This window comes from Peribacillus folii (assembly GCF_030271255.1).
Classification (GTDB): Bacteria; Bacillota; Bacilli; order Bacillales; family DSM-1321; genus Peribacillus.
Genome location: NZ_JASJOM010000005.1, coordinates 322,012 through 342,881 on the forward strand (window position 1 = coordinate 322,012; position 20,870 = coordinate 342,881).

Annotated in this window: 18 protein-coding genes and 2 pseudogenes; 8 read left to right on the forward strand and 12 right to left on the reverse strand. The window is 40.4% G+C overall.

Annotated elements, in window-relative coordinates:
• Positions 1-166: 166 nt before the first annotated feature.
• Together QNI08_RS10820 and QNI08_RS10825 are read left to right on the forward strand one after the other, a co-directional pair.
• Positions 167-1,729, forward strand: a complete 1,563-nt coding sequence (locus tag QNI08_RS10820) for a helix-turn-helix domain-containing protein (protein WP_285767429.1) — start codon at positions 167-169, stop codon at positions 1,727-1,729.
• A 140-nt stretch (positions 1,730-1,869) separates the two neighbouring features.
• Positions 1,870-2,382 (forward strand): annotated as a pseudogene (locus QNI08_RS10825) (transposase); the annotation flags it as partial.
• 96 nt (positions 2,383-2,478) lie between these two features.
• Here the strand turns inward: QNI08_RS10825 and QNI08_RS10830 are convergent.
• Both QNI08_RS10830 and QNI08_RS10835 read right to left on the reverse strand, forming a co-directional pair.
• Positions 2,479-3,714, reverse strand: a complete 1,236-nt coding sequence (locus QNI08_RS10830; RefSeq protein WP_285767430.1) for an MFS transporter — start codon at positions 3,712-3,714, stop codon at positions 2,479-2,481.
• A 106-nt stretch (positions 3,715-3,820) separates the two neighbouring features.
• The gene (locus QNI08_RS10835; protein ID WP_285767431.1) at positions 3,821-4,969 is read right to left on the reverse strand and encodes a M24 family metallopeptidase; all 1,149 of its coding nucleotides are present in this window, start codon (positions 4,967-4,969) and stop codon (positions 3,821-3,823) included.
• A 395-nt stretch (positions 4,970-5,364) separates the two neighbouring features.
• Between QNI08_RS10835 and QNI08_RS10840 the strand changes: the two genes are divergently transcribed.
• The gene (locus tag QNI08_RS10840; RefSeq protein WP_285767432.1) at positions 5,365-6,237 is read left to right on the forward strand and encodes a LysR substrate-binding domain-containing protein; all 873 of its coding nucleotides are present in this window, start codon (positions 5,365-5,367) and stop codon (positions 6,235-6,237) included.
• A 426-nt stretch (positions 6,238-6,663) separates the two neighbouring features.
• Here the strand turns inward: QNI08_RS10840 and QNI08_RS10845 are convergent, their stop codons facing one another.
• From QNI08_RS10845 to QNI08_RS10870, 6 genes are all read right to left on the reverse strand, one after another.
• On the reverse strand, positions 6,664-7,611 hold the full coding sequence (locus QNI08_RS10845) for a DMT family transporter (RefSeq protein ID WP_285767433.1): 948 nt from the start codon (positions 7,609-7,611) through the stop codon (positions 6,664-6,666).
• A gap of 227 nt (positions 7,612-7,838) precedes the next feature.
• Positions 7,839-8,759, reverse strand: a complete 921-nt coding sequence (locus QNI08_RS10850; RefSeq protein ID WP_285767434.1) for a bifunctional helix-turn-helix transcriptional regulator/GNAT family N-acetyltransferase — start codon at positions 8,757-8,759, stop codon at positions 7,839-7,841.
• Positions 8,760-9,245: 486 nt separating this feature from the next.
• Positions 9,246-9,917: a hypothetical protein gene (locus QNI08_RS10855; protein WP_285767512.1), complete on the reverse strand. Its 672-nt coding sequence runs from the start codon at positions 9,915-9,917 to the stop codon at positions 9,246-9,248.
• Between the two features lie 94 nt (positions 9,918-10,011).
• Entirely contained in the window at positions 10,012-10,629 is a 618-nt protein-coding gene (locus QNI08_RS10860; RefSeq protein WP_285767435.1) for an NUDIX hydrolase, read from the reverse strand.
• Between the two features lie 155 nt (positions 10,630-10,784).
• Entirely contained in the window at positions 10,785-11,408 is a 624-nt protein-coding gene (locus QNI08_RS10865; RefSeq protein ID WP_285767436.1) for a spore germination protein, read from the reverse strand.
• A gap of 329 nt (positions 11,409-11,737) precedes the next feature.
• A complete protein-coding gene (locus QNI08_RS10870) occupies positions 11,738-13,090 on the reverse strand; it encodes an MATE family efflux transporter (RefSeq protein WP_285767437.1) in 1,353 nt (450 codons plus the stop codon).
• Between the two features lie 137 nt (positions 13,091-13,227).
• Here QNI08_RS10870 and QNI08_RS10875 point away from each other — a divergent pair, with 137 nt between their 5' ends.
• The 3 genes from QNI08_RS10875 to gerQ all read left to right on the forward strand — a co-directional run bounded on the left by QNI08_RS10875 (position 13,228) and on the right by gerQ (position 15,094).
• On the forward strand, positions 13,228-13,908 hold the full coding sequence (locus QNI08_RS10875) for a TetR/AcrR family transcriptional regulator (RefSeq protein ID WP_285767438.1): 681 nt from the start codon (positions 13,228-13,230) through the stop codon (positions 13,906-13,908).
• Positions 13,909-14,145: 237 nt separating this feature from the next.
• Entirely contained in the window at positions 14,146-14,622 is a 477-nt protein-coding gene (locus QNI08_RS10880; protein WP_285767439.1) for a cell wall hydrolase, read from the forward strand.
• 22 nt (positions 14,623-14,644) lie between these two features.
• A complete protein-coding gene (gerQ, locus tag QNI08_RS10885; RefSeq protein WP_285767440.1) occupies positions 14,645-15,094 on the forward strand; it encodes a spore coat protein GerQ in 450 nt (149 codons plus the stop codon).
• A gap of 385 nt (positions 15,095-15,479) precedes the next feature.
• On the opposite strand, the gene QNI08_RS10890 is transcribed toward gerQ, so the two are convergent.
• Positions 15,480-16,037: a TetR/AcrR family transcriptional regulator gene (locus tag QNI08_RS10890; protein ID WP_285767441.1), complete on the reverse strand. Its 558-nt coding sequence runs from the start codon at positions 16,035-16,037 to the stop codon at positions 15,480-15,482.
• A 111-nt stretch (positions 16,038-16,148) separates the two neighbouring features.
• Here QNI08_RS10890 and QNI08_RS10895 point away from each other — a divergent pair, with 111 nt between their 5' ends.
• A complete protein-coding gene (locus tag QNI08_RS10895; protein WP_285767442.1) occupies positions 16,149-16,982 on the forward strand; it encodes an alpha/beta fold hydrolase in 834 nt (277 codons plus the stop codon).
• Positions 16,983-17,296: 314 nt separating this feature from the next.
• Here QNI08_RS10895 and QNI08_RS10900 read toward each other — a convergent pair whose 3' ends face one another.
• Positions 17,297-18,553: a PucR family transcriptional regulator gene (locus QNI08_RS10900; protein ID WP_285767443.1), complete on the reverse strand. Its 1,257-nt coding sequence runs from the start codon at positions 18,551-18,553 to the stop codon at positions 17,297-17,299.
• Between the two features lie 192 nt (positions 18,554-18,745).
• Between QNI08_RS10900 and QNI08_RS10905 the strand changes: the two genes are divergently transcribed.
• Complete coding sequence (locus QNI08_RS10905) at positions 18,746-19,357, forward strand: nuclear transport factor 2 family protein (protein WP_285767444.1); 612 nt, start codon at positions 18,746-18,748, stop codon at positions 19,355-19,357.
• Positions 19,358-19,769: 412 nt separating this feature from the next.
• On the opposite strand, the pseudogene QNI08_RS22580 reads toward QNI08_RS10905, so the two are convergent.
• Both QNI08_RS22580 and QNI08_RS10910 read right to left on the reverse strand, forming a co-directional pair.
• Positions 19,770-19,920: pseudogene (locus tag QNI08_RS22580) on the reverse strand (DinB family protein); the annotation flags it as partial.
• Positions 19,914-20,441: a DinB family protein gene (locus QNI08_RS10910; protein WP_285767445.1), complete on the reverse strand. Its 528-nt coding sequence runs from the start codon at positions 20,439-20,441 to the stop codon at positions 19,914-19,916. The pseudogene QNI08_RS22580 and the gene QNI08_RS10910, both read right to left, overlap by 7 nt.
• Positions 20,442-20,870: the final 429 nt, after the last annotated feature.

Below are 20,870 nucleotides of genomic sequence, written 5' to 3' on the forward strand. Positions count from 1 at the left end.
AACTTTGTAACCTGAAAATGATTCAAAAAGTTACCCTCAAAAAAATATAATATTATGTTAAAATAATACATTTTTCAATAAGCACCCATTTTTACATCTTTTAAATTCGAAGGTTCGGTATATAATGAAAGGACGTTTCCTCTCTATACTAAAAAGGGCTGATTGGATGAGTATTAATAAACTTGATTTAGAAATAATAAGTTACTTACAAGAAAAAGGCACATTGGATCTTAGTGATTCCTATAAGCGTTTTAATAGGAGTACGAATAGTTTAAAAAGGCATATAGCCAACATTAACCTTTATTTACCAAATGAAAATCAAATCAAAATAGTCGGAACCACTGTTTCAAGTCATTTAAAATACAATGATTATATTAACTTTGTCAGCAAACTCTCTCTAGATGAGTATGTTTCTTCTCAAAAAGAACGGAACTTTGCAATTATTATTTTGTCCTTTTTCAATAAGTACTTGAATACGACTAAACTGTACGAGGAAATCGGTATTAGCTTGACTACAAAGAAAAAAGATACGAAAGCCTTGAATGAATATTTAAAAGGAAAGAATCTAAGCATGGAAATCATCCCTAAAAAGGGGATGGAAATTGTAGGCCATGAAAGGTCCTATCGCATTCTGACTACATCCATTTTAGCTTCTCTTCTGGAAATAGATTCATCCGGGAATATTATTAATCGAAGAGCTAATAATCCTTTACAAAAAATGATCATTCAAATATTTTCTGAAAAGGCCAAAGCGCAAATATGCCAGGCGAAGGAATTATTGGAGAGACTTATTGAAGAAAATGAAATGAGGATGTCTTATCTATCTAAGAAGTTTTGTTTTATCTATCTAGTTCTAACCCTCTATAGGATTCAGGAAGGAGATAGCATAGAACGTGTGACAAAGCTTACATTCAAGGTTCGCAAATATCGATTATTACAAACAAAAAACCAAGATGAAAATGTATTCATGGATTATTTGATCTCATCGCTCGATTATACGTTCTATGAATCACCACCTCTAGATCAACAGCTGCAGGAGGTCATTATCGCTTTTATTAATGAAATCCAAAAGAATATCATTACAATTTTTCATAATTATGACCTGCTTTTTGATGAGGTTTATAAGTATGTTTATAAAAGCATCATTCGCAATAAGTATGATTATCATTTTTATGATGATAAGCTAGATCATACCCACACAGAGTTACCTAACCTATTTGGGGTTGTCAGTAACGCTATGCCCGTTCTTGAAAATAAAATAGATATTCATTTTTCCAGCATACAGATTTCTACCTTGACCTTGATATTCAGGAAATTCATCATGGAAAATAAAGTAATTGGAAGGAATAGCAAAAAAATCGTTATTGTAACGAACTCAGCCATTGAGAAGACTCATTTCTTTGTTGAAAATTTAAGGCACTACATCGATTTAAAGGTTGTCGGGACCATTAATATTAATGAGCTACATCAACTTAAAGATCTAGAATATGACTTGATCATTACCTTTTCCAATCGAATTGCTGCTTTACTTGAAGATGAAAACCACTCCTGCATGAAGTTGAATTTTTATATACATCAAAGTGATATCCAAAAACTATTGGCACTTGGATTCTCTAGCAGTTCAAGAAGAAAGATTTTATCTGATGTCTTTATCGAGGAAATAACAAATAAATCTGCAGATGACATTAAAGCGTTATTGCTTGAGAAATATTCCTCTCATTTTTTGTAGGCCATTATATGAAAAGCCCTTCCTGTAAAGGAAGGGTCAGACTGTAGACAAACTCGATAAGAGTCGAGTTTGTCTATTTTTATGGGGTATACAATGTGGCCGTTGGTTTCCTCTCCAGGCACTCGCTTTCCGCGGGCGGTCCGGAAGCCATTGCCGCAAATGCCGCTTATAAAACACCAGCGATTACAAGCTTCCTATTTAACAAAGAAATCATATCGGCTTCACCCTATACACGTCCTCGCACAAAAGACTTTCAAAAATTGGTGACACGGCATATCTGGCAAACACATGTGGAAGAAGCAGATCATCTGCGTCATCATCAAGATGTAAAACCTATCTATATGAAGCGTAAAGAAACGATTGAGCGTGTATTCGCAGATGCAAAAGAAAAGCATGGTATGCGTTGGACTACGTTAAGGTGACTTAAAAAATTGTCGATGCAGGCGATGCTTACTTTCGCTGCCATGAATGTAAAGAAGATGGCCAATTGGACATGGCAAGGTCCAAAAAAGCCTAATAGTGGGCTCGTACAGCCCCAATCTTTTACCTATAGGAGAAAATTCAAAGGGAATTTCAAAAGGGGCTCGGAATTTTTTAATTCCGAACCCCTTTTGTCTACAAACTGGATAAATAGCCTTTTACCAATTCACTAAATTCATCTATCCTGAGCTTGCCCCTTCAGTTTCATAAGAAAAAGCTGTCATAAAGACAGCTCCGATGATCAGCTAACACATAGCACACCTGTTAGTTTACGTATATTTTGCCGTTTTCGATCCATCATGACTTTGTATAAAATCGTTCCGTACGTTTCCAAGGAGAATGCCCATAATAAGAGATAATATAGTGCCTACAATCAAGTAACAGAATGCGATGTAATAAGAACCATTGAATAGCTGAATCAATACACCCATCACTGCTGGAGTGATAAAGGCGGCTAGATTGGCTCCAGTATTTATCATTCCAAATGCGCTTCCCATAATCGAAGAGGGCAACAATTTCAATGGCACGGCCAAAATGCCCATGTAGGCGATTTGAAGGAAGAAGGCCGCCAGGTTTTGGAAGATGATGGTCATTGTCAGATATTCAACATTGAACATGACAAAAATGCAAATGGCAGATAGTAGATTGCCATAAATGATCAATTGTCTCTCATGGTTCACTAAGACTTTGTCAACCAGCCACCCGCCAACCAAGTACCCAATCATCCCTGCAATCGCTGGAAGGGAGGAATAAATCCCCGTATCAAGCAAATCCAGTTTACGGACATTCATGAGATAGGATGGAACCCAGCTATTCAGCCCCCAAATCGCCGTATACAACCCGAAAAGAGAGATCATTATTTTCCACATGGAGGGTGATTTCAGCAGTGAAGCAATGGAGGCTTGCCCATCTTTCTGCTTGATTTCACTAAGGCCGGTTTTGTCTGACCGGAGAAATAGGGTGTACAGCAGAGCGACAATTCCACCCAAAATCCCAAGGTATATATACACGTTTCTCCAACCTAGTTGGGTAATAAAGTAGGCTCCGGCTATACTTGCCACGAACCCACCCAATACAATTGCGACAAGCAATACTGACTGTGCACTGGATCTTTTTTCCGGACTGACATGCTCACTCATTAATTTGGTAGCTGCTCCTGGAAACGCTCCTTCTCCCAATCCAAAGAAAAAACGGATTACCAAGAGAGAAGTGACCGACCAAGCCACACCCGACAAACCAGCAAACAAGGAGAACACGAGGATGGTTACTATGATGGCATACTTGGACCCGTATCGGTCCGCCAACATACCTCCGGGAATTTGCATAAGTGTATAGCCCAAATAAAATATGCTAAGCACGATCCCAAAAGTTGCCGCATCCATATTCAATTCTTTTCCTATAGGCAATATTGCTATGTTGATGAACATCCGATCAATGGAAGAAACAAACCAGCCTAAGAAGAGCAGTGCAATGATCCCCTTTTGCCGTGACAGTCTTGTATTCAAACCCTTCCCCCCCTTTTTATATACTCCCGGTATAAGCTTTCATGAAAGCAGCCGCCAGAACCCCCTTTATGGTGTCTTGCTTGCTTTCAATACAGCTCCACCCCAATTATTTATGGGCAATAGGATCAAAAATTAATTCTTCAATGGAGTTCGGGCAATCCGTCAGCATCTCATATCCACTTTTTGTAACGAGGATCGTGTCGGAATGACGGAAGCCCCCTATTCCTGGGACATAAATACCGGGTTCGACCGTAAATGTCATTCCCTCTTTTAATATCGAGCTATCATCAAAACGGAAGAACGGAGCCTCATGGACAGCAAGACCGATACTATGTCCGGTGCGATGAATGGCATTTTCCCCATATCCCGCTTCTTGAATAATTGAGCGTGCTGCGCCATCCACATCATTTGCCTGCACACCAGCTTTGATTGTTTCAAGCGCTGCTTTCCGTGCATTCATCATCACATCGAACAATTCCCTTTGCTTCGCATTCGGCTCCCCAACGAAGCAAGTTCGTTCACACTCTCCCTTATATCCATCAAGAGAAGTGATTCTTGTAATGATCAATCCATCCCCTAGTTCTATTTTTCTCAAATTTGAAAACACATGCGGCAGAATGGTACGTTCAATTCCAGATGGACTCATTCCTCTCGAAATAAAGCTTGAGTCGGGATAAAGGCAAGAGGCTTCTTGATAGCTTGCTCTCGCTGCAGCATCTTCAATTTCCATCTCAGTGGTTCCTGCTTTGAGAGCACGAAATGCTGCTTGTACAGAACCTACGGCCAATGAGCAGACTTGACGCATTTTTTCTAGTTCATTCACACCTTTTATCGCTCGCATTTTAACCAGCTCGGAAGTAATAACAGCCAATCCCCAGTTTTCCCTCTGGAGGACCCTTGCTAATTCGAATGGTAAGGAGCGGGACTCAATTCCGAGCCTCCTTTCCCCTTTTTGAGCTTGTAAACTTTTTATGATTAACTCCACAGGGTTAATTTGCCCTGCTTTTTCAGGATGCTCATAATACACAAATATCCGATCATACTCCGCATGTAATTTGGCGTGCTCTTCCTCTAATCCTGGTACAATCAACATGCATTCATCCTTCGTTATTACTGTGAAAATTGGTCGGGAATAAGTAATTATTTCAAATCCAGTCATGTAGCACTGGTTAAGTGGATCAGTCAATAATACTGCTGTAAGGTTTTCATTTTCCATGTAACCCCGTAACTTGTCTAACCGTTTGTTAAAATTCATTTGATTGGCTCCTCACTTAATAATGCTTACATTCTTACAAAACGGTCCTCCTTAAATACGTTTCCCGCCTCACACCTATACAGAAAACGCTTTCAATGTTCTGGTCAATTTATGCAGCTTTGCCCAAACCCGGTTGTGTACCAAGCGTTACGTGCAATCCTCATGGGCAGACTTATATTGGGAGACAAAATATTGCCTGAAACTAAATTGCAGAATTATACTTTAAGAATATAATCATCTTCGTTTTCCCATTCATCGACTTACATTTTCGGAACATGTTCCTTACCAAAGCGGCTTTAGAGTTATTATAGATAAAAAGAAAGAATTGTAGAAATACTTAAAAAAATCTATAATTATACCTAATAAGTATCATTCAATGAACAGGAGGAGCAAGAGTGGAGCTGAGGCATATTCGATATTTCGTGGCACTTGCTGAAGAGCTTAACTTTAGTCGTGCATCCGAGCGCTTACATATTGCCCAACCCCCGCTTAGCAGACAAATCCAGCAATTGGAAGGGGAGGTTGGCGTCCTCCTGTTTCATCGCACCAATCGCCGTGTTGAATTGACCAATGCAGGGAAAGCTTTTCTGGAAAAGGCTTATCAAATGCTTGATTTGGTTGAGGATGCATTTGATACAGCACGAATGACAGCAAGGGCAGAACACGGGAAGCTGGTGATTGCGTTCACCGGGACCGGAGAAAACATCCTTCCCATCGTGCAGAAGTATCGGGCAAAGTATCCTTCCGTCAACTTGAATCTGCAGCAAATGGGCACGACCGCCCAAATACAGGCATTACAGGGGAAACAGATAGATGTCGGGCTCCTCACCCCGCCTGTTAATAGCGAACAGCTAATCGTAAAAAATTATATGCATCTTCCTTTAAAAGCCATGCTGCCTGAGAACCATCCCTTGGCCATGAAAGGGGTTCCCCTATCCATAGCAGACCTGTCAGACGAATCATTTGTTATTACCCCAAGGATAATTGGACCAGGCTTCTACGATGTGATTACAAAAGTCTGCCTTCAAGCCGGATTTTCCCCCAATATAACGGTCGAGACGCATGACCTCCAAACGGTAATGTCTCTCGTATCGCTGGGGATGGGCGTCTCGCTTACAGCTGGAAATGCCCAAACCTCTGGAGTTGTCCTAAGGGAACTGGCGGATACGTCAGTTACGCTGGATATTGCCATAGCATACCGCCGTGATGAGAAATCAGAGGTGTTCCATTCGTTTCTGGATATGTTTTTCGATCATTATTCCATGTAAAATGGGGAGAGCCGCCTAACGGATTTTAGTGCCGGCTTGGTTTTGAGGGACTGCTTCTGATGAATAACTAGGTATCACTTTCAGTTATCGCAAAAAGCTAACCCCATTATGGAAGCAGATTACGCGCCCTATGGTGAAAGCAAATCGAGACGGAGGCTACTTAAAGGAGAAGTATCTATCGTTAGCTTTTAATGATGAGGCTATACCCTGCCCCCGATAAATACCAAAAAGAGCTGCCTGAAAGACAGCTCCAATCTGCAGCTAACATACCCGTTAGTGTATGCACACTATTCCAAAAACAATTTGTAAAAAAACCATCCAGGGCTAGGTTAGCTTGATGGAAATGCATTCGATGTTTTCCCAGTGCATATTCAACGTCTGCCATGGAGTTGGCTTATAACGAAGAATAATAATTAGTTATTGTATTTAAATTCCCTTTCCAGTGCTCCTAATCTGCCTTTGAGTTGTTTCTCTAACGCTTAAAACCACACCGAGAATGACAATTACTCCGCCAAAAACTTGGCTTATTCGCACAACTTCATGAAGAATAATTACGGAAAATAGCACACCAAAGATAGGCACAAGGTTCATTAACGTAACGGCAGAGCTGGAAGATAATTTGCGTAATCCGAAGTTATATAATAAAAAGGCTATGACAGAACAGAATACTCCTAAATATAGCAACATGAGAAAGGATCCCATACTTGGCATTCTCCAACTGGATTTCTCTATAAATGCTACCGGAATAAACGTAATCGCCCCTGCTACAGTTTGATAAAAAGATAAAGTAATCATAGAATAATTATTTACGAGTTTACGGGTTGTAAAGTTATAAAAAGCAAAAACAAATCCTGCAATTATTAATATGATATTACCAATTAGCTGTTGATCGCCTTCTTGGCTTTGAGGGTTATACGAAATTTGAAACACACCAATCATGGCTATTATAATTCCAAGACCCTTTATCCAAGAAATTTTTATTTTATAAAAAAGAAATTCGATTAGCGCTGTTATAGCAGGATATGATGCTACAATAATTGCAGCAATAGATGCTGTAGTAAGGTTCACTCCTATGTTTTCTAAACCAAAGTAAATGGTAGTACCTAATATTCCACTAACTGACATTAATGCTACATCTTTAATTGGAGGTTTCGCTTTATTTTTTTTAAATAAAAGAATGATACCTAAAATAATAGCAGCTATAACAAAACGGGCTGCACCTAGTGTAAGCGGTGAAAAAGAAGCATATGCCATTTTTGTAGCAACAAACGATGTACTCCATAAAAGTACGGCAATTATAGAAGCAATTAGATATATACTGCTTCCTTTTTTCGTTTTTGCCTTCTGTTGATATTTCCCTTGGATTGTATTCACTTCAAGCCTCCTGAACCTCAGTATTAGTCCCTTCTTACATAGCAATGAAACTTTACAAGACTTAAAACTACCATCCTGCCCCGATAGTCCCAGTAGAAAAAGCTGCCTGAAAGACAGCTCCGAGCTCAAGCTAACGCACCCGTTCGTTTATGATAAAACTCGATTCTTAGTAAGAAATCGCGTCCTTTAATGAGAGATCGCACTGGATCATTGCTTCGTGAAAATGATTAATCATTCTGTAACTTCAGTTCCCAAAGTTCCTCCACAAGGTCTTGCCCCCACATGAGCTGCTCATTTGCTTCAGTCAGCTCAAATCCGAATTTACTATATAATCTTCTAGCTGTTTTCAGTTGACTTACCGTTTCTAAAGATAATTTTTCATATTGCGTTTTTTGGCAGTAGTTAATTATTGTTTGTAGTAATTTCATTCCTACACCTTTTCCACGGGCAGACGGATCAACAATGAACCATCTTAATTGAGCTGTTTGATCATCTTTTTTGACCAAACCGATGCATCCAGCAAAAGCCCGATCCACTTCTGCAATCCATATCTTTTCGATTTCTGCTTCAAAGGTGTTGCGGAGATAGTCTAAAAATTCATCATCAAATCCACAGTTGTCTATATAAAATTCTCTTTGTTTCTCAATCATTATTTCCTTATCATCATCTGTATAATGATCTCGTATTGTTACAGCCGATTCATCTTCAGTATGTTGCTTGGTTAATATCTTTTCAATTGTCACCATTGATTCCAGAAGTTTTTGTTGATCGCTCAAACTAGTATCTTCGAAAAGCTTCATTACTTGTTGATTAGCTTTATTTTCTAAACCCTGATAAATATCTTTTCCTTCTGATGTCAAATGGAGGAAGAAAACACGACTATCCTGTTCGCATTTTACCTTATAAATAATATTTTCATTTTCAAAACGCTTTAATACTTTACTGACATATCCCTTGTCTAATTTTAATTGTTCTTGTAATACTCTTGCTGTACAAGTATTTATTTTATTAATTTCATATAACATCCTTATCTCTACTAGAGATAAGGATTCATCATATACATACTGGTTGAATAAAGATTGGTAGTTAAAATAAAAACGATTGAAATTCCTGATTCCTTCGATTATAGAAAGATTAGGTTGCGCCATGATAAAAAACTCCTGCAAATTAAATTAGTTGAAAAAAACAACTTGTTGAAATTATAGGTGAATTAGTTGATAAAAACAACTATTTTCTAAACGTTTTTACATTCTTCTCGCTTTCCTTACCTGATATTGCACATACTCGCAATAATACAAGCCATATTGTTTCCATAAGGAACGGTAGGAATTCACTGATTAACAACAAAAATGAAATCCACCTACTCAACCATATGGCCCGATTGTGAAGCACAGATCAACCACCACGCTTGAATATCCCGCCCCGAAAATTGAAACGGAGCTGCCGATCAGCACCTTTTCATTTTTACCTATCGCATCCCTATTAATAGGGAGCAAGCAATGGATTCCTAGGATTTCCGCCTTCAACACACTCTAAAACGGCATGTAATTTTGCGTCTCTCGTATATGCAGTTCAAAGCTACCCTCTCGTTGTCGTAGATCTCCCTTTATATCAAAAGACTGTGAAGGTGAACCCTACTCATAATCATATACATCCATTATCAGCTCGACCTTTTCCGGTATCATTTGTTGAAGGGATTCTTTTGTTGCAAAGCGTTCATCGTTGGAAAGCGCGGTTATATAGTCACCATCATACCCTACCCAAAATAGAGTGGAGCCCTCAGTTAAAGTTACTATCGGGGTATTGGCCATCCACTTTAATTTGAATAGTCTGGTTCGGTTTTTTTTAGTCCTTTTGACCGGATATGGTGACTCGTATTCCCTTTGCTCCATTCCGAACACATCGTGTTTTAGGGACCACAAGGACAAGTTCAACATGCCTCCATTTCCGTACAAATAAGGATAATATTCGTTGAATTGCTGCGGGCTGCGGATGGTCGCCTTTACATAAAGCCTGTCTTTGCGATTCACCTGCATATAATGGAACGCTATATTTTGCCTCTTAAACAGCTCTTCGTACTCTGCTTGCTGAAAATCATGGATTTCCGCAAGTGAATATATGGGGTAATGATTTAGGCTATCCATCCAACTACAAAAGAAATTTTCATGAAAATATGGATGATCGCTATCACGATCACAAAAAAAATCTACGATATATGGGAACTCCCCGTTGATCTCAAAAGGATAAGTGGCTTCCTCCACCGGCACAGTTATTACTTTTTCGCGAGGGAAGAAACTTATTTCCACCTTCAATTGAATCACCCCTCTTCATAGGTTTTACAGGTTTGAACCCATTATTTAATGATCACCTGATGAATATTGGAAAATTTCTTTTGAAAAATCAATCAAAATAGACAGGTTCTTGTGGATTGTGTAAATGCTTAAAAGCCAATTGAATTTGCGATTCCGTATTTCTAGCGATTGATAATGATGGCAGTTCAGTTTCAGCAAAAAAACCGACTGCACTCGTTTCGATTCCTTCTTTAGGTTGTCCGCCCATTATTTCACATAGGATAAACATTTTATAAACGTGATAAAGGGAAGGCGGGTGCGGATGACACTTCTTATCAAGGACACCTATCAATTTAATGGCTTTGACGTCAAACCCTGATTCTTCCTTTACCTCTTTGACTGCAACTTCACTCGGAGTTAATCCTATGTCGCCCCAACCTCCAGGTAAAGACCAAGCTCCATCAGTGTTTTCTCGCACCATTAAAATCTTTTGATCTCTAAAGACAACTGACCTAATATCGACCTTAGGTGTCGCATAACCGGTTTCATTGGCAAACAGATCTTTTATTACGGTCTGGTTCGTATCTGTTTGATGCGCCAAGATTTCAACGCTTATATTTCTTACCGCTTCAAATCTTTCCAGATCATAAACATCCTTCGAATACGTTAATCCCGCCTGTGCAATGGATTGGAGTTGTTTCGCCCATTCAAGCCATTTAGGTTCCATTTATTTCACCGCCATTTTAATACTACCTAAATATTACCACGATTCCTTTGGAGTGGATAATACCCCTATCGCGACAGTTGCATGAAAAAAAGCCGTCATAATGACAGCTTCGACCTTCTGCTAACACATCCGTCAATGAGAGGCAGACGATTCGTTTAATCATGATCATCGGGATATCTATGTTCACTGTTAACCAATGTTTCTAAGTCACCCCTGTATAAAGAGTCTTTTATTTCTTTCACTCTAAAAGGAATGAGCGGAGAAAGGTATGGGACTCCAACGGATTTTAAACTGATCATATGCAGTAATATAAGGGTAGCACCGATAATGATCCCGGCGTAACCGCAGTAATAAGCCAATATAATGATGATAAATCGCAGGGTACTAAATGCTGCTGTGAGTCCTGAATTGCCAAACAGGGTTCCCGTAATGAACGTTAACCCGACAATGGCATTTTCCGAAAAGCCAAAAACCATTCCATTAGGCATTCTTTCTCCCGAAGACTCTTCGAGTGCCCTCTCTTTCCATTGGCCAGTGTCTGCAATGATCACTTCTAAAAACCCGTCAAATATCATTATGGTTTTACCCTGGATTAGGGCATCACGTACATCTTGATAAGTCTTGGTGATTTCAATGCTAGCTGTGGAAAGAATATGATTGGCTAGATGATGTATGAACTCCCGATTGATGGAAGGTTTAGTTAAGTAAAAGGTCTCTATAATTCGAAGGATTATTGAATTCTGAAGCAATTCCGTATCGACCAAACCATCCAAATACATTTAACGTCATAGCTGGATTGGTTCCAAGCTTGATTTCTCTAATGCTTAAATCGGATGTATTGTGGAAGTTCTTTTTTATATGGTTACTATTCTTCTCTTGATCCTCCTGCAAAGGATGACACATAGTTCCCAACCACATAAAAATTTTTTATGCTTTTAGTATGTTCAAAAAGGAAACAATGTAATTCAGTCCATGTATGCGATAAAAGGTTGTTATACATGGAATTGTATATACCATCATTAGGAGATACTTTGCTGTTTGTATGTCCATAAAAAAGGAAGGAAAATGGGGAGTTCCCTTCGCCTTCCTTAATGGATGTTTTCCTTATTCACTGTACCAATTCAGTCAAATCCGGCTGCAATTTAGTCCGCAGAACATACAGCATGGCGGCCCCGACAAGAAATGCCACGGCATCCGCAATGACCAGCGACCAGACCACCCCATGGAAGCCGTTCAGCTGATTGGCGATGAACAATACAGGAATCAGCGTGATGCCTTGGATGATTGACATGATGAACGCGGCAGTTCCTTGTGCCGTCGCCTGGAAGATCCCGGTAAACAATGTGGTCATTCCTGTAATGAACAAGGATAAAAATGTCACATGCAGAATGTAGCTTCCCATTTCAATTAACTGCGGGTCATTCGTAAATAAACCAATTAAATGATCGGAAATCAAATAGACGATGATGCCGAACACGACCGCTAACGCCACGATCGCTTTAATCGTAAATCCTATCGTATGCTTCATCCGTAATTTATTCGCTGTGAAAGAAAAGGCTATCAACGGCACCACTCCCTCGCATAAGCCCATCAGAATGAACTCAGGAAATTGCAGTAAACGTGATGAAATCCCGAATGCCGCTACGGCCTGATCGCCATATTCGACAAGAAACTGGTTAAAGATGAGCGACATGGCCCCCATGAACACACTCATAATAAAGACGGGAATGCCGATTTTCAAGACGTTGCCCAGTATTTCCTTTGTAGCCTTGAACCATGTGAGCGAGACAGTTAGGAATTGGCTCTTATATCCCATATGGAAGGCATAGAATGCACTCCCGACCAAGTTGGAAATGACCGTCGCAGACGCAACGCCGATTACATCCCAATGAAATACGAAGATGACGAACGCATCGAGAAGGATATTGACGACAACACTGAGAATCATTCCGATCATCGACGTGATTGCCGCACCCTCCGAGCGCACGATATTCTCCAGGGTGAAGAATAATACGACGAATGGTGAACCTATAAGCATGACGGTGACATAGTCCTTCGTGAATCCAAAGGAATCAGGCGTTGCCCCCAGGCCATGAACGATTGGGCCGATCAACGGGAGACAGACGGCCATCAAGATAAGACCGAGAACTAAACTGCTGTAAAAGGCGAAGGAAGATACATGCTTTACCTCCCTATATTTTTTCTCTCCAAGCAAACGGGAGATGAATGCGCCGCCGCCCACGCCAATCAAGTTGCCTAGCGCCATGATGACGGCGAATAATGGCAAGGTTAGTGCCAGTGCGGTTAACATGGCCGTATCGTGAAGTGTACCAAGGAAATAGGCATTCAAGATCGAATAGATGACACTCATTGACGTTCCTAGCATCATGGGTACAGCGAAGTGGGCTACGGCCTTTGCTACCGGTGCTTTTTCAAAGTAATGGAGGTTTTCTGAATCCATGCGGGTCACCACTTTCCTTATTTTTCAGGCTTTTAATCTAACGCTGTTAGATTGCCCCTTACAGTGTTAGATGATATCATAAACCTATGACCATGTAAATCATAAACTTACACTGTTAGTTTTAAGGAGGCAGACCAATGAAAAAGCAACAGCCCCAGATTTCGGAGGATAAGATCTTAGAAGCTTCATGGGAGCTTCTCGGGGAAGACGGCATCGAGAAATTCAGCTTGAGACGATTGGCCACCCGGCTTGGAATTCAGGCTCCCTCTCTGTACTGGTACTTCAAGAGCAAGCAGCATCTCTACCAGCGACTGGCCAATCATGTATCCATCATGATCCTGAAGGAGTTTCACTCCGACGGGGACTGGAAGGAGCAACTGACGGAACTTGCAATCACGGTACGGAGTGTGCTCAGCCGATATCCTTGCTCGACACAGCTGATGATGATGACGCTGCCCCACGAACCCGACATCATCCGGTTCACCAACCGTATGCTGCTTTGCGTGGAATCGACAACGCTTGAGCAAGAGCAGAAAATGCAAGTGGTCACCACGCTTGTCAATTATGTCTATTACTTCGTTCTGGACGATTACCAGCATGAACGGAATGTTGCTGCCATCATGAAGGACCAGGAAACGGAGCCTGGCGAGGAGGTGACTCGCCTTCTGGACTCCATGAGCGAGTCGGACGCCGGACTGTTCCGGAGGATGTTCACAGATGGCCTGTTCAACCTGATGGGATCGGATCGATCGTTTGAGTTCGGATTGACGGTGATCCTGGCCGGGGTGGAGCAAATCATGAAGGATCCAAAGAAGTAGCTGAATGGAGACATACTGTTAAGTTCCAAGGGAATCCATTTCATCAAAACCCACTACCCGTACATAAAAGGAGCAATCAAGCTGTAATGGGAAAATGCTCCATTCCATTGAAGAATCCCTCCTTTCCTGCTCGTTAATAAACTTGCCTGAAGATCACGTAATAATGGGCTGGTAGCCAAGTTACCAAAATCAGCTTTGGGCAATAAGCTACCTATATAGGCGAGGGGGGGCGAGAAAATGGGCAGACGCATAAAACATAATGAACGAGACGTAGAAGAGTTAGCGAGGCTCATGAAGGCGGAAGCGAGCGGTGAGGGAGTCCAAGGCATGAACATGGTGGGAACGGTTGTCGCCAATCGGGTCGAGGCCGATTGTGCGCCTGACTTCAGAGGGCTGCGCAATATCAGGCATGCGATTTACCAAACCATACCCGGAACTGAAACTCCCCACTTCGAGCCCGTCTTGAATGGAACATTGTATACACAACGCCCCAATGAAGCTGATCTTCAGAGGGCCAGGGATGTGCTGCATGGTTATCGGGACCCAAGGGCCAGGAATAGCTTGTGGTTCTTCAATCCAAGTCCGGGGAAAAGATACCGGGCACCTTGTACTGCCACGATGCCAAGGTCCCCCATGACGCAGTTCGATTTTGCGCACAAGAATCATTGCTTTTATATCGGTGTTCCGGGCTATTGTCCAGAGTTTTATAGTTGAATGAAAAAGGAGCTATCTTCTCATGACTTGCGGAGACTCTAATTATTATCCAATGAATGATCATCCTGGTTTTTATCAGGCTTCCACGATGAATGGCATCGGCGGCTGCCGGGAAACCATGCCTTCCGGACCTTCGTATGCCGCCCCAGTCGTACCGATGGGGACGGGACAGCAGCTTCCGGCAGGCGCGATCGAAGAATCTTTTATGGAAAACATCCTGCGCTTCAACAAAGGTAAGATCGGTACCTTCTACTTCACTTACCAAGGCAGCAGCAAATGGAATTCAATGATTTACCGCGGACGCGTGGAAACGGCTGGTCGAGACCACATCATCATCAGCGACCCGGCCAGCGACAAACGCTACCTGCTGCTGATGGCAAATCTCGACTGGGTCGAATTCGAGGAACGCATCAACTATCCTCAGGCCCCTATCAGTCCTAATGTCCAGGCATCCATGACGACATCCGATTGAGCTTGCCGAACGCTAAAAAAGGTAATTCAGCCGAATTACCTTTTTTCACGTGGAAGAAATGCCTGATAGTGGCTGGTTCCTTCACTCCTTTTCCGAAGGATCGAGCACGGAAGCCTCACTGAACTTTTTCCAAAAAGCTGCTTGAAAGACAGCTCCGATCTTCTGCTAAAGTACCTGTTAGCTCAATAAGGGTTATTATAGAGTTCATACGTACGGGGAAGCTGTGAAATGAAAAGCACTTTACTTATATAAAGTAAAGTGCACATAAGTTTATGGTTGTTTTCCAAGAACATGTTCAAAATCAAAGCCTAATCAAACAAACCCAGTAGCTTCAGGAAGCTTGTTAATAGACTACTTTTGACCGTCTACCCCGTAACTCCCCCATTTAAAATAATGAAAATAATCGTTCGATGTTCTCTTCAAAGTTTTGTTGAATATTTGCTTTTTTCGGTGCAATTCCATTATTCATGAGTTGCAGATGCCCGAGTACATAACTCAGAAATATTTGTACATTTTGCTCAATCATTGAATCATCTTTTGTGATTGGTTTAATAATTTCAACTAAAATGGTATGCAGCTTTTCCATTTGCTGTGAAACTGCATCGGTATCACTGAATTCAGCAAGTCCACCAACCATATCTGGAAATGTGAGTCTGGATTGTGAATAGGAAATCACGCAGAACGCAAATTTACGTAATGCGTCTTTACCTGAGTACGCTAATAATTCATGGTAAATCAATTCGACCAACCCTTTTAGGTAGATGGCTACTACTCCACTTTTTAAATCCTCCAGATTACTTACATATCGATACATCGACTGCGGCTGTATCGATAATGAACGGGCTAACCCGTTGTAGGTCAGTTTATTGAATCCCTTTTCACTGCTGATTTTCAAACCCTCTTCTAGCACAATTTCTCTTGATAAACTAATTCGCTTTGTCATGGTTCCATCCTTCTTTAATTTTGTGGCTTGACTAACTCATATCATGAGTTTATAGTTGGTGACATGAGTTAGCAAGGCGTTTTAAATATTTTTTAAAAGGAGCGATTTGCAATGAGTCATCTACAGGTTAATGGTGCCCATATATATTATGAAAAAGTTGGTCAAGGTCCTGTTATCATCTTGATTCCAGGAGCTAACGGCACTGGAGATATTTATGGCAAAACAGCTGATTTTTTACAAGACCAGTATACGGTTGTAACGTATGACCGCCGCGGCTATGGACAGAGTAAATTAACTGCACCATTGCCGAAAGATGCCGAGAATCCACACAGTACGTACCGTCTTGAAACCGACGCTAATGATGTAGCTGCATTGGCAAAACACCTTACTGATGACCCCATATTTATTTTGGGCAGCAGTTCCGGCGCAATTGTCGCGATGGAAACCTTGCAAGACTATCCTGGGATTGTACAAAAAGTTGCTTTCCACGAACCGCCGATCAATACATTTTTGTCTGATTCATCAGATTGGGCAGCAATGAATGAAAAAATAGTTGAAACGTCCCAGACAGAGGGAATGGCTGCAGCCATGAAACTATTTGGCGAGGCTCTGCATATCGCTCCTATGGATGCCAAAATGATGGCTAAACCAGCTGTTTCACTTGAAAATATTGATAATCCCGTTGTTAAAGGAATGGCCGATTGGTTCAAATATGAAATTCTCCAATATACTAGTCGTAAAATTGATTTAAACAAGCTTGCAGAGCAAAAGGAAAAAATCATCTTATTTAATGGAACAGATTCAGTGGGTTCATTCCCTCAAGATGTTGTCAGAGACTTGTCCGAGAAGCTTGATTTACCTATTCACTCCATTGCCGGCGCTCATCTAGGCTATGCACAGAAGCCCCAGGAATTTGCTCAAGCTGTAAAGGATGTATTGGTATAACGGCTAAGTGAATTTTATTATGATAATTTTTTCCACAACATATAGGAGTCCGTCGCATTCCATTCCTGACGTTACCACCTTATTTAGTTAGAAAACGTAAACATGATATACATGCACAATGTACAGATAAAAAAAGACATATAGTTCTTATGGTAATCACTATGAGGATAAGCAGAGAAAGGGCGAGTTACTTTCAATGGTAGTGCATCACCCTTCTTTGCTATTCTTAAAATTATTATAGTCCGAATTGAAGAAGCAGTACGACAAAATAAATGACGAATATAGCTTTAAATCCTGCTGATGAGCGCGTTGATTTAATAGCCATCAATTTCTAAAAGCCTTATTGAGAAATACAGCTGAGATATTTCGGTTACATCCTTTAAATTAATGCCAGTCATGTCTTTTATTTTATTAATTCGATAAAACAGGGTATTTCTATGGATACATAGCACTTTAGCCGCCTCATTTGGTGAACTCATAAAGTGAAGATAATTCTTTAATGTAGGCAATAAATCAGTATGGTTACATTGGTCATAATTCAAAAGTTCCATCACTGCAGGATGGCAAAAATCCACAAAGTTGTAGTTGCTTGTGATTAATTCATAAATGATCTCTAGTGCAGATTCCTTGAAAAAGGATAGTGTGCTATTTTGTTTCCTTCCAATTTCCAGTGCTTTTTTAGCTTGTGTGTAATACCTCTTACATGCAGAAACTTCAGAGAATTCCAGGCTGATTCCAGCCCGTAATGCATTCGTTTGTAAAAAATCCTCAAATACGGAGTTGCTTTCAGAACACAATTTTGTATAAAGCTTTTTGGAGATGAACGCCGTAATATTTGATTGAAAGATAATGCAATTTTCAAGTGGAATAAATTCTTTTAGTACCTGAACCACTGCTGGGATCTTCATATCCAATGCCTTATGGTCTGCATCGGATAACACCATAACATAAAAGGCCTCTTCATGTATCCAATGTAAATAATGCAGCTTGTCTCTAACAGCATCCTCCGTCATTATTTTCCCGTCTAATAAATCAGTAACTACATAATTCGGTATAAGACTATTGTCAATTTGGAATGCGTTGCTTTTTTGAAGTTCAACGGATAAAAGCTGGGTGATTTTATCAATGAGCTTAAAATCAAATTCTTCAAACTTAATAGCTGCCTCATATACGGCGAACTGTGCAATTTCAATGTCATTGATTTTAATGATAGAAAGCAATGTTCCGTTTAAAGGCTCCAACTTTTCGATGTATTCAGAAGTTCCTTTTTTTCGAACTTTACCGGCAACATTATTGGAACGAATAAATTCAATCGTATCTTCATTAATATATTTATTTCCATGGTCGTCATGTATAAAATTCACAACCTCATGTGCATCATAGGAAGCTGCCAGCACCTTAAATCCCATATCATGAAGAACCATGGGGTGGCCTAGTATTTCTCTGGATCTGTCCATTAGCTGTTGCAAACCTAAGTTAAGACTGAGTACCTCTACTAATTCTTGAATGTATAAGGCTATTTGTATTTCAGGAATATCTGATTTCAAAATAGCTTGTTTTGATTTATCCATATTCCTAACATCTCCATAATAAAATCATTGTATTACAGTACAATAATTTACTTAATATAAACCAAATTATCAAATCCTAGTACATGGAATAGCGCATGGTTACAGAGTAAAATATATGGTATAGAGCAAGGTAATATGTAATGTCAATTGTTCTACCGTCTATACATCATCTTGAAATTGGAGGGTTCACATATGATATTAAAAAGGCCAGTTGTAAATACACAGCAGGATATTATTAATAAGGCAAGCGTAAAAGAATTAATTGAATTTGAGCGTTTTTGCAGAGATAACGCTTTATGGGGTGAAATGGAAAAATGCTTTGCGCCTGAATCAAGGATTACGATTTCCTGGTTTCAAGGAACCGGGCATGAATTCGTGGAAGCTTCCAAGAAGATGCCAGGTCGTGCACCACATAAAATTTATAATACTGAAATTTGGCTGAATGGTGATAAGGCAGTAGCCATCATGCTAGCTACCATACAAAAACGTATGGATATGAATGGGTACCCGGTAGAATTAAACTCCGATGCAAAATTGGTATTCTGTGTACAAAAAATAGATGGACAATGGTTTATTGTTTCAATGGAAGGGATATACGAACAAGATTCTCTTGTCCCTGTATTTCCAACTACCAATATGAATGTTCCCATGGAAGAAATATCTAAATTCAGGGAAAGCTATGCCTGTCTTTCTTATGTTCTTAGTCAAGACGGGTATGATATAGCCGGTGATTTGCCTGGAATTGACAGACCTGACTTGGTAGAAGCCTTTTATAAGAAAACTGACGAATGGTTAAGCAAATAGGATGGATACAGGATAAGAATAAAGAAATGAAAAATTTGTTAGGATGGATACTAACCGTAGATTGCCGCTGCCGCCTTTAGGGTCAGCGGTTTTTGGTAGGTAAAGGATTACGGCAATCATAAAATTACGATAATCCTGTTATAATGGCCAATTACCCGAAAGAGACGTTAAATGATGCCCTCCATGTAACCAACCGTTAACACCTATAGCGAAGGCTATTATCCACATTACAGGATTATTCTTCAACTAACTGCTGCGATGGCGGCATAAAAAAACGCTGCCCTGAAGACAGCTCTGATTTTCAGTGAATGCACAAATACTTTTTGCTCCCCAAAACAGCCCCGTCTGTAAACGATAAAGGCGATGCCCCTTTAGAGCATCGCCTCCATAATGAGCTGAAACGGAATAAATTTTTTTTAGAATGAGAGGAAAGGCCCCGTCCGATAAGGTTGGCAGTAACAGGCTTTCTTCCCAATTCTCTTGCCCAAATTGATAGTTGTTCTATATGGTGAATTTCGTGAACAATAGTAGTCTCATAACTCGCCCCAAGTATCCGTTACAATTCATCCATCTGGCAGGGGATCGTAAAATGATTGATATCCTTAGTTCCTAACACATCCGTATTGGGAGGTTCATAGCCCATCTGACGTGCCATAGCCATAATCTGCCCCTTGTGATGGAACTCATGAGTGATCGTATGCATCAGCAATTTACTTGGTGTCATTGAAATCGGCTCTCCTCCTTCTCGCCACGGAATCTGCCTATGGATCGGATCATCCATTTGATGCTTCAGCACTTCAAATACTTCATTTACATACAAATCCACTTGTTCAAAACGTACTTTTATTTCATCCAAACCGAGTACCGATATGTCTTCCTTTGAAGTGATCGGTTTCTTCGTCTTCAATAAAACAAATGAACCAAGCCAAGCATGATAACAGTCCGCAATATGGACCAGCGTGTCTCTAACGCTTTGAAAACCAAATCCATTTTGACGAGTAAAATCAACTGAATCCAGTTCACTGCAAAAATCAAGCAATACTCCCCGAGTCTGTCTGACCCATTCATATTCGTTTTTATTCACGATCTTCACCTCTCGTATTTGCAGGATTTAACTCATTATTTCCAAGCCATAATTCATTTATTTTAACATAACCATGATTATTCTAAAAATTCAGACGACACAAACCGCAATTCAACCCTTTCAGTTCATAAAGAAGCCGAAGATAATGTATTATGGCATCTTTTGCTGAACTTTCCTGCCCCGTTAGTTCCAGAAGAAAAAAAGCTGCCTTAAAGACAGCTCCGATCTTCAGCTAATGCACCTGTTACTTTAAGTACAATCTTTCACAAACACTAGACTAGCATTACTATTAAGTTCCATATTTCTTTAAATTCTTCCTCCGTTAGATGGACCTTTCGGGCAAAAAGGACGCTTTTCCTATTCAGGAAATGCGTCCCTTTATGGAATAATTAAAATCTGGATCAGCCATGAAAACACTCAATTCTACTT

What these genes read in the sequence shown, in the direction of transcription:
- QNI08_RS10890 (WP_285767441.1), bottom strand. Translation starts at nt 16,037, where the DNA reads ATGACAAAGCGAATTAGTTTATCAAGAGAAATTGTGCTAGAAGAGGGT.
- QNI08_RS10870 (WP_285767437.1), bottom strand. Translation starts at nt 13,090, where the DNA reads ATGGATTCAGAAAACCTCCATTACTTTGAAAAAGCACCGGTAGCAAAG.
- gerQ (WP_285767440.1), top strand. Translation starts at nt 14,645, where the DNA reads ATGACTTGCGGAGACTCTAATTATTATCCAATGAATGATCATCCTGGT.
- QNI08_RS10895 (WP_285767442.1), top strand. Translation starts at nt 16,149, where the DNA reads ATGAGTCATCTACAGGTTAATGGTGCCCATATATATTATGAAAAAGTT.
- QNI08_RS10905 (WP_285767444.1), top strand. Translation starts at nt 18,746, where the DNA reads ATGATATTAAAAAGGCCAGTTGTAAATACACAGCAGGATATTATTAAT.
- QNI08_RS10820 (WP_285767429.1), top strand. Translation starts at nt 167, where the DNA reads ATGAGTATTAATAAACTTGATTTAGAAATAATAAGTTACTTACAAGAA.
- QNI08_RS10835 (WP_285767431.1), bottom strand. Translation starts at nt 4,969, where the DNA reads ATGAATTTTAACAAACGGTTAGACAAGTTACGGGGTTACATGGAAAAT.
- QNI08_RS10865 (WP_285767436.1), bottom strand. Translation starts at nt 11,408, where the DNA reads ATGTATTTGGATGGTTTGGTCGATACGGAATTGCTTCAGAATTCAATA.
- QNI08_RS10900 (WP_285767443.1), bottom strand. Translation starts at nt 18,553, where the DNA reads ATGGATAAATCAAAACAAGCTATTTTGAAATCAGATATTCCTGAAATA.
- QNI08_RS10880 (WP_285767439.1), top strand. Translation starts at nt 14,146, where the DNA reads ATGGGCAGACGCATAAAACATAATGAACGAGACGTAGAAGAGTTAGCG.
- QNI08_RS10850 (WP_285767434.1), bottom strand. Translation starts at nt 8,759, where the DNA reads ATGGCGCAACCTAATCTTTCTATAATCGAAGGAATCAGGAATTTCAAT.
- QNI08_RS10860 (WP_285767435.1), bottom strand. Translation starts at nt 10,629, where the DNA reads ATGGAACCTAAATGGCTTGAATGGGCGAAACAACTCCAATCCATTGCA.
- QNI08_RS10875 (WP_285767438.1), top strand. Translation starts at nt 13,228, where the DNA reads ATGAAAAAGCAACAGCCCCAGATTTCGGAGGATAAGATCTTAGAAGCT.